Raw genomic sequence first — 14,225 nt, 5'->3', positions numbered from 1 at the left:
TTTGCGGATCCTCTCAGGCGTAAATGCGTCGACTATCATATGGTTAACGAAATGTTACCAACCCTCTGGACACAGAGAATCACTCTGTGATTCATTAGGTCAGATTCGAGCGGCGGCGCAGCGAATCACGACGAGGGATCGGATGACGATGATATCGGGCGTGCAGCGGGAAACCGAGGCCGGGGGATGGTTGCGCTTCAAGTTTCCAGGCTTCAGCAGCCTTGGACGGACGGCTCCGGAGGAAGCTCAGCTTTCCGTCCGGCCGATCGCACAGCAGACGCCGCGCGTCGAGCTGGTGCTGAAGCGTTCCATTCCAATTCTGATCCTTATCTTTCTTGCCGTCGTTGCCGCATCGCGCATTATGGGGATCGTGGGCGAGCATGGCCGGATGGAAGATGCCGCGCGCCAGTCCGCGTCACTGATGTCCGCGACCGCATCCGCCGCTTTCTCCGGACAGGAATCGCTGTTTGCTGCAGCCGATCGCCAGACTGCCCAAGCGCGTCTCTCGACATTCCTCGGCCAGGACAAGCTGGAGCGGGGCGCTGTCGTGCTCTTTACCGATACGACCGGCCGGATCTTCGGCGGCATCGGCGATACCGGCAGCTATCTCGGCAAGCGTCTTTCCTCGGTTCTTCCCGAAACCGCAGCCATGCGCCGCGTCGGCGGGTCGGGCACGGTCATCGAGACCTTTTTCGGTGATGTCCCCTACTATGCGTCGATCAAGCCAATCGGCAACGACGGTGCGCTGATCGTAGCGGCCCATTCGCTGGAGACGACGAACGAATTCGTACGTGGCGAAGTCTCGCTCAGCGTCACGATCTTTGCCGGCATTTCGGCCATCCTGCTGGTCATCCTCTATGCCTACTATGCGCAGGTGAAGCGCGCCCGCGATGCCGACGAGACGTTCGTGCAATCGAACCTGCGCATCGAGACGGCGCTGTCGCGCGGTCGCTGCGGCCTGTGGGATTTCGACGTTACTAACCGGCGCCTGTTCTGGTCGGGCTCGATGTACGAGATGCTCGGCTTCCCCCCGGTCGGCAACGTCGTGTCCTTTACCGATGCGGCGCGGATGATGCACCCGACCGATGGCAACCTCTACGCACTCGCCCGCGCCATCAGCCGCGGCAATGCCAAGCAGGTGGACCAGGTCTTCCGCATGCGCCACGCCGCCGGCCACTATGTGTGGATGCGCGCTCGTGCCCAGGTCGTGCGGATGGCAAACGGCCGCACGCACGTCATCGGTATCGCCATGGACGTAACCGAGCAGCACCGGCTTGCCGAACGCTATGCAGAAGCCGACCAGCGCCTGGCCGACGCTATCGAGTGCACGTCGGAAGCCTTCGTGCTCTGGGACAAGAACGACCGCCTGGTGATGTGCAACACTCACTTCCAGCAGGCCCACGGTCTTCCGGACTCAGTCCTCGTCCCCGGCACCGAACGCAGCACCGTGCTTGGCGCCTCTGCGCGTCCGGTGATCGAACGCCGCGTCGCCGATCCCGACCGCAGCGGCCTGTCGCGCACCACCGAAGTGCAGCTTGCCGACGAACGCTGGCTGCAGATCAACGAACGCCGCACCCGCGATGGCGGCACTGTTTCCGTCGGCACCGACATCACCCTGCTCAAGCGTCACCAGGAACGTCTGCGCGATTCCGAGCGCCGCCTGATGGCGACGATCGGCGATCTCTCCGCCTCGCAGAAGAAGCTCGAGCGCCAGAAGGAAGAGCTTTCGACCGCCAATGCCAATTACCAGGCGGAAAAGGAACGCGCCGAGGCCGCCAACAAGGCGAAGTCGGAATTCCTCGCCAACATGTCCCACGAACTCAGAACGCCGCTCAACGCCATCCTCGGCTTTTCCGAGATCCTCGTGAACGGCATGTTCGGCCCGCTCGGATCCGCCAAATACAGCGAATACTCCCGCGATATCCACGACAGCGGCAAGCATCTCCTCAACGTCATCAACGATATCCTCGACATGTCGAAGATCGAGGCCGGTCACATGCTGATCCAGTCGGAGCCCGTCAACCTGACGCCGCTGATCGAGGAAAGCCTGAGGCTGACGGCGGTGGTCGCGCAGGAAAAGCAGATCGCCATCCGCCAGTGCCTGTCGCCTTCCCTCGACATGATCGGCGATCGCCGGGCGCTGAAACAGGTGATGCTGAACCTCCTCTCCAACGCCGTGAAATTCACCGACGAAGGCGGCCGCATCGAACTGCGCGCAAAGCCGATCAGCGGCGGCATCGTGCTCACCATCGCCGACACCGGCATCGGCATCCCCAAGGCATCGCTGTCGAAGATCGGCCAGCCCTTCGAACAGGTGCAGAGCCAGTATGCCAAGAGCAAAGGCGGCTCCGGCCTCGGCCTCGCCATCTCCCGCTCGCTGATCACCCTGCACGGCGGCACGATGCGGATCCGGTCCGTCATGGGCAAGGGAACCGTGGTGTCGATCCACATCCCTCAAAGCGATGTGGTCCAGTTTACGGCAAAGAAGGTGGCTTGAGGAACACCACACTATCAATCCCAGATTGCAATTGACTCGCCCATACACACCTGCGACCTTCTCATCTGTTGAAAGAGATCACCTGTAAGCAGCGCTGCAGACGCCCGTATTCCCAAGCTCTGCGAAATTGCTGACGACACGCGAGCAGCGCTTGCGATGATCAACGTCAAACTGGATTCGAAGCCGGATCAGGGTTGGATCATCAATATTACCTGTGTGATCTTCGGGCTGGTGCTGGCAGCAATCGCTGCGACAGCCGGGATATTCACTCTGATCAGATGATCATCTCGGTCAGAACCGGCAGAGGGGGCTCAGGCTCTCACCACCTTCTCGAAAACCTTCCGCACCGCCTTGGATAGCCGCTTTACCTCGCCCTCGAGCGTTGACAGGTCCGGACAGTCTCCAGCCCGGCAGATGCGCTCCACGAGACCGGATGGCGCATCCTTCGGCTCGAACGGGCCGTCGACGCAGAGCCTGATGATCTGCGACAGTTCGCTGAACAACCTGATTGCCTCAAGGCAGGTATCGAGGTCACCGGGCGTCATCAGGTCGTGGCCTAACAGTTCCAGCAACTCGCCGGTCGTCGAGCCGTAGGTGGGGACGGTGATGTCCCTCTCGGGTGCGACAAGCCGAAGGTACTGGGCCAGAAACTCGATATCGATCAACCCACCGGGTATCAGCTTCAGATCCCAGCTATCGCGCGGCGGCTTTTCCTTGCCGATCAGGACCCGCATCTCTGAGACGTCCTTGGCGATCTGGCCGACATCACGGCTTGCCGACAAAACGTCGTCGATCACGTCCCTCACCTCGTCCTGAAGGCTTGTGTCAGCGCAGACAAGCCGCGCCCGCGTCAGCGCCATATGCTCCCAGGTCCAGGCCTCCTCGCGCTGATATTTGCCGAAGGCACCGATGCGGGTGGCGACCGGTCCCTTGTTGCCGGAGGGACGCAGCCGCAAATCCACCTCGAAGATCACGCCTTCCGCCATCGGCGCCGAAAGTGCTGCCACCAGCCGCTGCGTCAGGCGCGTGAAATAGCGTTGCGCATCAAGCGGCCGCGGGCCATCGCTTTCCGCGACCGCGCTGTCATAGTCGTAGAGAAGGATGAGATCGACATCGGAGCCGGCGGTCAGTTCGAATGAGCCGAGCTTGCCCATGCCGAGCACGGCCAGCCGACCGCCCGGATAGGCGCCATGCGCCGCCTCGATTTCGGCTGTTACCGCAACCAGGGCCGCCTCGATCAGGAGATCGGCGAGATGGGTAAAGGCGCGACCCGCCTCCTCTCCGGAGATCGACCCGGTCAGCAACCGGATCCCGATCAGGAAACGATGCTCGGCCGCAAAGATCCGCAGACGGTCCAGCCGGTCCTCGTAGTGCCGCGAGCTTGCCAGAAACGCCGTCAGCCGCGAAGCGAGAAAGTCGCGGGTGGGGATCTCCGCCATCAGCCCGGGATCCAGCATGCCGTCGAACACATGCGGTTTGGAGGCGACGATATCGGCCAGCCGCGGCGCGGAGGCCATGATCGTCACGATCAGCGAGAGAAGAAGCGGGTTGTTGCCGATCAGCGAGAACAGCTGGATGCCGGCCGGCAGACCTTTGAGGAAACTGTCGAACCGCAGCAGGGCCTCGTCGGCGCGGCGGCTTTCGCCGATCGCCTTCAAGAGCGCCGGCATCATCTCCGTCAGCCGCTCGCGGGCTTCCGATGACTGCGTTGCCCGGTAGCGACCGGAATGCCAGGTCCGGATCACCCGGCTCATGTCGGCCGGACGCTCGAAACCGAGCCGCCCAAGCGTCTCGAGCGTATCGGGATCGTCCTTCTGGCCGGTGAAGACGAGATTGCCTTCGTAGTTTCCGCCCTGCGAAGAAAGCTTTTCCTCCTGTTCGAACAACCGCGAATAGCGCTTCTCGACGGTCCTCAGAATGGCTTCGAGCCGCGTCGAAAATGCCGCAACGCTGTCGAAACCGAGCATGAAGGCAATGCGCTTCAGTTCCGCTTCGGTGGTCGGCAGCCGATGCGTCTGCTCGTCATGCACCATCTGGATGCGGTGCTCCACATCGCGCAGAAACCAGTAGGCATCGGTCAGAGCCGCCGCGATCTCCGGCCTGATCCATTTCGCCTCGGCCAGCCCCTTCAGCGCCGCCTCGGTCTCGCGCGTGCGCAAGGCGGGCATGCGGCCGCCTGCGATCAGCTGCTGGGTCTGCGCAAAAAACTCGATCTCGCGAATGCCGCCCCGGCCAAGCTTGATGTCATGGCCTTTGACGGCAATCGCACCGTGGCCCTTGTGAACGTGGATCTGGCGCTTGATCGAATGGATGTCGGCAATCGCCGCATAATCGAGATATTTGCGGAACATAAAGGGCGTCAGCAGCTTGAGAAAGCCTTCGCCCGCTGCGATATCGCCTGCCACCGGCCGCGCCTTGATAAAGGCCGCCCGTTCCCAGTTCTGCCCCCTGCCCTCGTAATAGATCAGCGCCGCATCCATCGACACGGCAAGCGGCGTCGAGCCCGGATCGGGCCTCAGCCGCAGATCAGTGCGGAACACATAGCCGTCTGCCGTGCGCTCCTGCAGAATGCGGATCAGCCGCCTCATCATCCGCCCGTAGGTCTCCGATGCGTCGAGCGGGTCGGAGAGAATGCCGGCTTCCGGATCGTAGAACACGACGATGTCGATATCGGAAGAGTAGTTCAGCTCGCGGCCACCCAGCTTGCCCATGCCGAGCACGATCAGGCCCGACCCGCGGCTCGGCTCCGTCGGGTCGACGAGCCGGAGCTTGCCGCTCTCATGCGCTGCCAGAAGCAGATGATCGATCGCCGCCGCCGTAGAAGCCTGCGCAAACTCGCTCAGCCAGCGCGTCGTATCCCGTGCCGAGAAGATGCGGGCAAGATCTGCGAGCGCCAGCAGAAACCCGAATGCCCGCTTGGCGTTGCGCAGCGCCGTCATCACCTCGTTCTCGGACGGGACCCTTGCATCCACCGGTCGCCAGGCGTCTCGCGCTGCGTCAACCAGCGCGGCCAGCGCATCCTCGACCTGCCCGTCGATCGCACCGGCCAGGAGCTTAGGCCTGATCGAAGCCACATCGCGGAGAAACGGTGACAGCGAGAACGCTGCGACAAAAAAGGCCTTGAGCGGCCCATCGGCCTTGACGAGTTCAGCCACGGAAGGCTCGGTCTTGCCGATCTCCTTCAACAGGGAAAGCGCAAGCTTGGCCTCCGCCTGGTTCAGCGGCCGGATCACACCAGCCGCTACGTCGTCGAGCCGGTTTCCGGTCTCCATTCTTTTCCTCCCGCGCTCCGCCAGCCTAGCCCTTCACCACCGGAAACACCATGGTCACCGTCAAGCCGGGAGCCTCAGTGCTCGCCTCGTCGGTCGCGGAGAGCTCCAGCCTTCCGCCATGCAGCCCCATCACTGCCTCGACCAGAGACAGGCCGAGACCCGTTCCGGGCTTGGAACGACTGGCATCCAGCCGGAAGAACCGCTTCGTCACCTCTTCGCGCTTGTCCGCTGGCACGCCCGGACCGTTGTCGCACACGGACAGCCGGATCAGCCCGCCCACTGAGGACAGTTTCACCTTGATCTCGGGAACACCGCCGGCTTCAGCAGCGTATTTGATCGCATTGTCCAGCAGATTGAAGATCGCCTGGCCGATCAGTTCGCGGTTGCCGTTCACGGAAAGACCGGGCTCGATCTCCGTCACCAGCGCCAGCCCCACCTCGTCGGCCACCGGTTCGTAAAGCTCGGCACAGTCGGCAGAGGCGGCAGAAAGATCAACGTCAGACATTTCCGCCGCCATCGAGCCCGCCTCGACCCGCGAGATCATCAGAAGCGCGTTGAAGGTCCGGATCAGCTGGTCGCTTTCGCCGATGATCCCCTCCAGCGCGTGACGGCGCACGTCCTCGCGGTCTTCCGAAAGCGCATCGGCCGCCTTGTTGCGCAGCCGTGTCAGCGGCGTCTTCAGATCGTGGGCGATGTTGTCGGAAACCTGCCTCAGTCCCTCGTTGAGCTTCTCGATCCGGCCGAGCATGGCGTTCAGCGATTCCGACAGCCGATCGAACTCGTCGCCGGAGCGGCCAACCGGCAGTCGCTGCGACAGGTCGCCCGCCATGATCTTCTGGCTCGCGGCCGACATCCGGTCGATGCGTTTGAGCGCATTGCGGCCGATGCCGAACCAGATCACGAGAGCACCGAGCCCCATGATCGCCAGCGCCACCATCAGCGCCTGGCGCACGATATAGCGGAAACGGCTGGGATCACCGAGATCGCGGCCGATCATGATCCTGAGCCCGTTGTCGAAGCGCAAGACGTTGGCGATCGCAAGATGCCGCCGCGCGCCCTGGTTCTCGGAATATGGTGTGTAGCCGAACGGCATGTCCGTCCAGCCTTCCTTGTCGAGAACGCCCGGCTGCACGGAGGCGACATTGCCGGCCAAAATATCGCCGCTCGGGCCGGCAATCACATAGAGATTGGCGCCGGGCTGGCGGGCGCGCCGCTCCATGATGCGCAGCAGAAGGTTGATCCCGCCGCGATCATAAGCGCGCTGAATGTCCTGGATTTCCTCCTGGATCGTCTGGCGCGTCTGCTGCACCAGCGTCTTTTCGGAAAGCGCTGTCACGTAGAACACCAGAAACGCGGCGCAGAGCGCAAAGAGCAGGATGTAAAGTGCCGAAAGCCTGACCGCCGTGGAGCGGAACATCAGCCTGGCGCGGTTTACGATACGGGCAAACACGAAGGCTTACCCCTCGTCCTTGATCATGTAGCCGGCACCGCGAATAGTCTTCAGCAGCGGCTTGTCGAAATCCTTCTCGATCTTCGAGCGCAGCCGCGACACATGCACGTCGATCACATTGGTCTGCGGGTCGAAATGGTAGTCCCAGACGTTTTCGAGAAGCATCGTGCGGGTCACCACCTGGCCGGCATTCTTCATCAGATATTCGAGAAGACGGAACTCGCGCGGCTGCAGCAGGATCTCCTTGCCGGCGCGCTTCACCTCGTGGGACAGCCGGTCGAGTTCCAGATCGCCGACCCGGTAGGCCATATCCTGTTCCGGCGTGCCCTTGCGCCGGCCGAGAACCTCGACACGCGCCAGAAGCTCGGAGAATGCATAGGGTTTTGGCAGATAGTCGTCCCCGCCGGCGCGCAACCCGGTCACCCGGTCGTCCACCTGGCCAAGCGCCGAGAGGATCAGCACCGGCGCATTGACGCCGCGCTTGCGCAGTTCCGAAATCACCGAGAGACCATCGCGCCGCGGCAGCATGCGGTCGATCACCATCACGTCGTAGGAATTCTCGGTTCCCATGAACAGGCCGCTTTCGCCGTCGCTTGCATGGTCGGCAACAATCCCTGCCTCGCGAAAGGCCTTCGTCATGTAGGCCGCAGCCTCGAGATCGTCTTCAATCACCAGAATCTTCATGTGCGGGACAATAGCGTCGCTTGCGATTTTTGCACCAGCGGAATCATCGGAACTGCCGGATTGTGGGATGATCGTCTGCATCTTGAAACTCCATGAACGGTGAAGGGCGCCGACCGTTGCCGGTGGCGCCCTTCATGAGGTCGTCTGGGAGGACCAACCTATTGGGAACCAGTCGCTGACATCAGCTTTCGTCGATCGGCAGGGCCACGAAGCGGCTGGTGCCACCGGCTTCCACCTGGAACAGCGCACGGGTGCGGCCGTCCTTGCGGGCCTGCTCGATCACCTTGCCGATGTCATCGGCGGTAGCGACCTTGCGGTTGTTCACCGACAGGATCTTTTCGCCGTTCTTCAGGCCGCGGGCCGCGGCTTCGCTGTCCGGGTCCACTTCGGTCACGGCAAGGCCGGAACCGTCTTCTGCCGGCGCAACGGTGATGCCGAGCGAGGCGAGCGCCTTGCTGGTCGAGGGAACCGGCGCATCCGGCTGCTTCGGTTCGGCCGAAGCCGCCTCGTCGCTTGCCATGTTGCCGAGCGTCACGGTGACGTCTTGCATCTTGCCTTCGCGCCACAGATCGATCTTCACCTTGGCGTCAGGGCCAAAGCCTGCGATGCGGCGCGACAGTTCGCGGGCATCCTTGATTGCCTGACCGTTGACGGCGGTGATGATGTCACCTTCCTTGATGCCGGCCTTCTGGCCTGGAGAACCTTCCTGCGGAGCAACGACAAGCGCACCGGCCGCTTCCTTGAGGCCAAGCGAGTCCGCGATATCCTGCGTCACCGGCTGGATCTGAACGCCGAGCCAACCGCGGGCAACCTTGCCGTCCTTCATCAGGTCGTTGATCACGTCCTTGGCAGTGGAGGCCGGGATCGCGAAGGCGATGCCGACATTGCCGCCCGACGGCGAGAAGATCGCGGTGTTGATGCCGACCACCTGGCCGGAAAGGTCAAACGTCGGGCCGCCGGAATTGCCGCGGTTCACGGCCGCATCCACCTGGATGTAGTCGTCGTAAGGGCCGGAGCCGATGTCGCGGCCACGGGCCGAAACGATGCCGGCAGTCACGGTACCGCCAAGGCCGAACGGGTTGCCGACAGCCACGACCCAATCGCCGACGCGGGTCTTGGTGTCGTCGGCAAAGGACACGTAGGTGAACTTGCGGCTGGTGGCATCGACCTTCAGCAGCGCCAGATCGGTGCGGCTGTCGCGGCCGACCAGCTTGGCTTCGAGCTCGGTGCCGTCGTTGAGGACGACCGTGTAGGCCTGACCGTCCGAAACGACGTGGTTGTTGGTGACGACATAGCCGTCTTCGGAGATGAAGAAGCCGGAGCCCTGTGCGGTCGGGCGCAGGTGATGCGGACGGTTCGCGCCCGGGCCACCACGCTCGGCGCGGTCACGTGGACCGGCACCGGGGCCGCCGTTCGGGCCACCGGGAGCATCGGGGCCGCCCTGGCCGCCCTGGCCGCCGAATTCCTTGAAGAAGCGCTTCAGCGGATGGTCGTCGGGCAGCTGGTCAAAGCCGCGGCCGCCGAAGTTGAAGGAAAAGTTGTTGCCGCCTTCATCGGCAGTCTCCTGCGGCTCGTCCGACTGAACGCGAACGGACACGACGGCGGGCGATACGGCGGAGACCACGTCGGCAAAGCTCGGCGCCTGGGGCGCGGTCACGCTGACGGGGGCCGCGAAGGATGCGGTCACCTGGGCCGGAATGCCGGTCGACAGCATGACGGCCGCAAGGCCGGCTACGGTGGAAGTCTTGAGAACCGTCTTCAGGGAGGGACGTTTAATGGTGCGCATCTGAGCTACCTTCTTCTTCTCGTCAGTCTTGGTGTTGCCGGAGGTCCGGCGGCGGTGGTTGAGAAGAGATATAGGAGCCTGCACCTTAACTGCACGTGTCGGCGGCATGAATTGTTGGTAATGTTCGAGATTCTTGCAGCCTTGAGAAACGGCAGGCCTTACCGCTTCAACAACTCGTCGATCCGCTTCTTTTCGGCATCTGTCAGAGCCGCGATGGAGCGTGTGTTTGGCCGGGTCCGGATAAAGACGAACAGCGCGACGATGCCGATCACCAGCGCTCCGATCGGCAGCGCCCAGAGAATGATCGTCCTTGCGCTCACACGCGGATTGAGCAGCACGAACTCGCCGTAGCGGGAGACGACATAATCGATCACCTGCCCGTCCGTATCCCCATCCGTCAACCGCTCGCGCACCAGCACGCGAAGATCACGGGCAAGCTCGGCATTGCTGTCGTCGATCGACTGGTTCTGGCAGACCATGCAGCGCAACTGCGTGGAAATCTGCCGCGCCCGCTGTTCCAGCGCCGGATCCTTGAGGATCTCATCCGGATTGACGGCGAAGGCGGGAGGCGGTGCGAGTAGCAGGAAGAGCGCAAGCAGCACTTGCCCTGATCTGCGCCAACCCCATCCGCCCCTCATCCGGCTGCCGCCACCTTCTCCCAGCAAGCGGGGCGAAGGACGCAAGCGGCGCTCTTCCAACCACAAGCGGGGCAAGTCCCCTCTCCCCGCCTGCGGGGAGAGGGCTAGGGTGAGGGGCACTCTCGACAGAAAACGCATCATTCCGCCGGCTCCAGCCCACCCTTCGGCGTCACCACCTTCGGCCGCTTGGCCGGCGCGCCGACCCTCAGCCTGCGATCGGACAGCGACACGAACCCGCCCATCATCATGATCAGACATCCGCCCCAGATGCACAGGATGAACGGCTTCCACCAGATGCGCACAACGATGCCGCCGCTATCCATTGGGTCGCCGAGCGACACATAGAGCTGGCTCAAACCGAAGGTGAGGATGCCCGCCTCAGTCGTCGGCATGCGCCGCGCCGTATAGAGCCGCTTCGAAGACCAGACGTCGGCAACAGCAGCCCCGCCCTTGCGAGCCGTGAAATGCCCGCGGCTTTCGGTGTAGTTCGGCCCGACGGCATCGCGGAACCCGTCGAAGGTCAGCGAATAGCCACCGGCCTCGGCCGTCTGGCCCTGCTTCATCTCAACCACCGTTTCGGTGCCGAATGTCGTTGCCGCAAAAATCCCGAGCACGGTGACGCCCATCCCGAAATGCGCGAGTGCCGTTCCGAACGCCGAACGCGGCAGGCCCCTCACGCGTCGAAGGCCTGTCGCGAACCCGACCTTGCCGAAATTGCCGCGATACCAGAGATCGGCGATCGCGCCGAACATGCCCCAGAAACCGAGCGCCAGCCCGAAGATCGACAGGACCGGCCCTCCGCCCTGGAAATAAGCGAAGGCGAGACCGGCGGCGAGCGACAGTCCGGCAAACACGTAGAGCCGCTGCAGAGCGCCCAGCAGATCTCCGCGCTTCCAGGCCAGCACCGGGCCGAACGGCACGGCGATCAGAAGCGGCAGCATCAGTAACCCGAAGGTCATGTTGAAGAAAGGTGCGCCGACGGAGATCTTTTCGCCGGTCAGCGTCTCCAGCACCAGCGGATAGAGCGTGCCGGTCAGAACAGTGGCAGTTGCCACGGTCAGGATCAGGTTGTTCAGCACCAGCGCGCCCTCGCGCGAGATCGGCGCAAACAGTCCGCCCGCCTTCAGGCTCGGCGCCCGCCAGGCAAACAGCGAAAACGCACCACCGATAAATACCGCAAGGATGCAGAGAATGAAGATGCCGCGGGTCGGGTCGGACGCAAACGAATGCACCGAGGTCAGCACGCCCGACCGCACCAGGAAGGTTCCAAGCAGCGACAGCGAGAAGGTCATGATCGCCAGAAGCACCGTCCAGATCTTCAGCGCCTCACGCTTTTCCATCACCAGTGCCGAATGCAGCATCGCGGTGCCCGCAAGCCACGGCATGAAGGAAGCATTCTCGACCGGATCCCAGAACCACCAGCCGCCCCAGCCGAGTTCGTAATAGGCCCAGTAGGAGCCCATCGCGATGCCTGCCGTGAGGAATGTCCAGGCCGCCAGCGTCCACGGCCGCACCCAGCGCGCCCAGGCGGCATCGATACGCCCCTCGATCAGCGCCGCGACGGCAAACGAAAAGCAGACGGAAAAGCCGACATAGCCGAGGTAAAGCAGCGGCGGATGGATGGCGAGGCCGAGATCCTGCAAAACCGGGTTGAGGTCCTGCCCTTCCGCAGGTGCGGGGTCGAGCCTCAGAAACGGGTTGGACGAGAGCAGGATGAACAATAGGAAGGCCGAAGAGATCCAGGCCTGCACGGCCAGAACATTGGCCTTCAGCGTATCGGGCAGATTTCCGCCGAACCATGCCACCAGCGCCGAGAACAAAGCGAGGATCAGCAGCCAGAGCAGCATCGACCCCTCGTGATTGCCCCAGACGCCGGAGAATTTGTAGAGCATCGGCATCATCGAATGGGAGTTTTCCCAGACGTTCTTGACCGAAAAATCCGACACCATGTAGGCCCAGGTCAGTGCCGCAAACGAGATGACCACCAGAGCGAACAGCGTCAGCGATCCGGTCGTTGCCAGCGCCATCATCGCGGGATCGCGACGCCTGGCACCGATCATCGGCAGGGTGGACACGATCAGCGCGGTGGCAAGCGCCAGAACCAGCGCGTAATGGCCGATCTCGACAATCATTGTCTGGTCACTCCCTCGGCGGACGTCCCCGGCATATGCAGCATCACCTGCGGCTTGCCATCGGTCTTGGTTTCCGGCTGCGCCGCATCCTTTTTCGGCGCCATGCCCTTGCCGGTGCCGTCTTCCCAGACACCGTCCTTCTTCAGACGGTCGGCCACTTCCTTCGGCATGTAATTCTCGTCATGCTTGGCCAGCACGCTGTCGGCGGTAAACCGGGTGCCGCCGTCAAACACGCCTTCGGTCACCACGCCCTGCCCCTCGCGAAACAGGTCGGGCAGAATGCCGGTATAGCTGACATCGACCTTGCCGGTGCCGTCGGTCACGGTAAAGCTCACCGTCGATCCCTGGCCGCGCCTGACCGATCCCTCTTCCACCAGCCCGCCGAGCCTAATGCGTGTTCCCGGCTGGATATCAGTCTTGGCCAGATCGCCCGGCATGAAGAAATACGCGACCGACTGCGAGAAGGCGAACATGACCAGCAGCACTGCGATCGTGACGAAGCTCATGCCGCCCAGAATCACCGCCATGCGTTTCTGCTTGCGTGTCATGGTCTTGCTCCTCCCGGCGCCGGCGATGCATCCGCATCGAGCCCGATATCCTTGCCAAGCGCCAGCAGACGCTTGCCATCATTGCCGTCAGGCGGAAACTGCGCCAGTCCGGTCGAAAGTGCGTCGCGGGCCTTTGCCTCGTCGCCCAGCACCGCATAGGAGCGCACCAGCCGCAGCCAGCCCTCGATATTGTCGGGCTCGTCCTTGAGCTTTGCGGCGAGACTGTCGACCATGCCGGCAATCATCGCCTTGCGATCACCCTGCGACAAGTCCTGCGCTGCCGCAACATCTTCCTGTGTCGGCCCTCCGAGCGAAGGGGCCGCAGGCTTTGCCGCCAAAGGCGTCCCGCCGTTCTTGACGATATGTTCGTCGAGCAGACCCTTCCACGGCGCATCGGCAGGGGTTGCGCTCGCAAGCTCCTCGAAGGCCGCGCGTGCCTCGTCCTTCCTCCCGCCCTGCTCAAGCCCGAGTGCTGCATAAAAGCGCGAGCGCGGGTCAGCCGGATCGAGTTTCACCGCCTGCTCGAACGCCTGACGCGCCGCTTCCGTGACGATCCCGTCATTGGCGACAACAAGCGTCTCGCCGAGGCCCGAATAGCGGGCATTGCTCGGCCCGATGAAACGGATCGCATTGCGATAGGCAAGTTCGGCGTCACCAGCGCGGTCCAGCCGCAGATAGATCGGCGCCAGAATATCCCAGCCCGCGCCATCAGTCGGATTTTCGGCCAGATGCCGCTCCACCTTGGTGACGAGCAGCGCGATATTGTTGCCGGGGTTTTCAAGACGCGCCTGTAGCGGCTGGTCCGGGATGCCGGGATTTCCGAGGCTCAAGTAAAGACAGAGCCCCAATGCCGGCGGAACGATCGTGACGAGTGCCGTCGCGATCCGGTGCTTGTTTGTAGCAGCACCGCCGGTTTTGTCCTGATCGTTTTCGGCCGCAGCGGCAATCAGCCGGCGTCCAACCTCGGCGCGGGCGTTCTCCGCCTCCTCAGTGCTGATCAACCCGCCTTCGCGGTCGCGGTCGATTTCCCGCAGCTGGTCGCGATAGACTTCGACCTCTCCGGCCCTCGTGGAATTGCTCCGACGAGCATTCGATACGCCGGAGGCAGCCGCCGAAGCGCTGCGCGCAAACGGCAGGAGAAGGGCGGCTGCGACGGCAGCCGTCAGCAGCGCGAGAACGATCCACAAATACATCATCGCCCATTACCGCAATCGGTGA

At 63.1% G+C, this 14,225-nt stretch carries 10 protein-coding genes; 2 read left to right on the top strand and 8 right to left on the bottom strand.

Translation table 11 applies throughout. The annotated features are described in order from the left end of the window. Positions 1-142 precede the first annotated feature (142 nt). A complete protein-coding gene (locus J3A65_RS06250) occupies positions 143-2,497 on the top strand; it encodes a PAS domain-containing sensor histidine kinase (RefSeq protein ID WP_245341490.1) in 2,355 nt (784 codons plus the stop codon). A 156-nt stretch (positions 2,498-2,653) separates the two neighbouring features. Beyond that, complete coding sequence (locus J3A65_RS23455) at positions 2,654-2,779, top strand: hypothetical protein (RefSeq protein WP_281064379.1); 126 nt, start codon at positions 2,654-2,656, stop codon at positions 2,777-2,779. Positions 2,780-2,808: 29 nt separating this feature from the next. Here J3A65_RS23455 and J3A65_RS06245 read toward each other — a convergent pair whose 3' ends face one another. From J3A65_RS06245 to ccmI, 8 genes are all read right to left on the bottom strand, one after another. Continuing rightward, on the bottom strand, positions 2,809-5,769 hold the full coding sequence (locus J3A65_RS06245) for a bifunctional [glutamine synthetase] adenylyltransferase/[glutamine synthetase]-adenylyl-L-tyrosine phosphorylase (protein ID WP_209900373.1): 2,961 nt from the start codon (positions 5,767-5,769) through the stop codon (positions 2,809-2,811). A 25-nt stretch (positions 5,770-5,794) separates the two neighbouring features. Further along, entirely contained in the window at positions 5,795-7,186 is a 1,392-nt protein-coding gene (locus J3A65_RS06240) for an ATP-binding protein (protein ID WP_174196051.1), read from the bottom strand. A gap of 39 nt (positions 7,187-7,225) precedes the next feature. Continuing rightward, positions 7,226-7,984 (bottom strand): response regulator transcription factor, encoded by a 759-nt coding sequence (locus tag J3A65_RS06235; protein ID WP_274598264.1) that lies wholly within the window; start codon positions 7,982-7,984, stop codon positions 7,226-7,228. 100 nt (positions 7,985-8,084) lie between these two features. Further along, entirely contained in the window at positions 8,085-9,689 is a 1,605-nt protein-coding gene (locus J3A65_RS06230; RefSeq protein WP_209900371.1) for a Do family serine endopeptidase, read from the bottom strand. A gap of 158 nt (positions 9,690-9,847) precedes the next feature. Then, positions 9,848-10,327 (bottom strand): cytochrome c-type biogenesis protein, encoded by a 480-nt coding sequence (locus J3A65_RS06225; protein ID WP_209903358.1) that lies wholly within the window; start codon positions 10,325-10,327, stop codon positions 9,848-9,850. A 137-nt stretch (positions 10,328-10,464) separates the two neighbouring features. Next, a complete protein-coding gene (locus J3A65_RS06220) occupies positions 10,465-12,459 on the bottom strand; it encodes a heme lyase CcmF/NrfE family subunit (protein ID WP_209900369.1) in 1,995 nt (664 codons plus the stop codon). Then, positions 12,456-13,007 (bottom strand): cytochrome c maturation protein CcmE, encoded by a 552-nt coding sequence (gene ccmE, locus J3A65_RS06215; RefSeq protein ID WP_209900367.1) that lies wholly within the window; start codon positions 13,005-13,007, stop codon positions 12,456-12,458. The genes J3A65_RS06220 and ccmE overlap by 4 nt, the downstream gene beginning before the upstream one ends. Beyond that, entirely contained in the window at positions 13,004-14,200 is a 1,197-nt protein-coding gene (gene ccmI / locus J3A65_RS06210; protein ID WP_209903357.1) for a c-type cytochrome biogenesis protein CcmI, read from the bottom strand. The genes ccmE and ccmI overlap by 4 nt, the downstream gene beginning before the upstream one ends. Between the last annotated feature and the right edge of the window lie 25 nt (positions 14,201-14,225).

This window comes from Rhizobium sp. PvP014 (assembly GCF_017876855.1).
Lineage (GTDB): Bacteria > Pseudomonadota > Alphaproteobacteria > Rhizobiales > Rhizobiaceae > Neorhizobium > Neorhizobium soli.
Note: the sequence above shows the minus strand (reverse complement) of the source record. Positions and strands in the feature narration are given on the sequence as shown.

Excerpts from the sequence above, each read along its gene's own strand:
- ccmE (WP_209900367.1), bottom strand. The coding sequence starts at position 13,007 with ATGACACGCAAGCAGAAACGCATGGCGGTGATTCTGGGCGGCATGAGC.
- J3A65_RS06245 (WP_209900373.1), bottom strand. The coding sequence starts at position 5,769 with ATGGAGACCGGAAACCGGCTCGACGACGTAGCGGCTGGTGTGATCCGG.
- J3A65_RS06220 (WP_209900369.1), bottom strand. The coding sequence starts at position 12,459 with ATGATTGTCGAGATCGGCCATTACGCGCTGGTTCTGGCGCTTGCCACC.
- J3A65_RS06235 (WP_274598264.1), bottom strand. The coding sequence starts at position 7,984 with ATGCAGACGATCATCCCACAATCCGGCAGTTCCGATGATTCCGCTGGT.
- J3A65_RS23455 (WP_281064379.1), top strand. The coding sequence starts at position 2,654 with ATGATCAACGTCAAACTGGATTCGAAGCCGGATCAGGGTTGGATCATC.
- J3A65_RS06225 (WP_209903358.1), bottom strand. The coding sequence starts at position 10,327 with ATGAGGGGCGGATGGGGTTGGCGCAGATCAGGGCAAGTGCTGCTTGCG.
- J3A65_RS06250 (WP_245341490.1), top strand. The coding sequence starts at position 143 with ATGACGATGATATCGGGCGTGCAGCGGGAAACCGAGGCCGGGGGATGG.
- J3A65_RS06230 (WP_209900371.1), bottom strand. The coding sequence starts at position 9,689 with ATGCGCACCATTAAACGTCCCTCCCTGAAGACGGTTCTCAAGACTTCC.
- J3A65_RS06240 (WP_174196051.1), bottom strand. The coding sequence starts at position 7,186 with ATGTTCCGCTCCACGGCGGTCAGGCTTTCGGCACTTTACATCCTGCTC.
- ccmI (WP_209903357.1), bottom strand. The coding sequence starts at position 14,200 with ATGTATTTGTGGATCGTTCTCGCGCTGCTGACGGCTGCCGTCGCAGCC.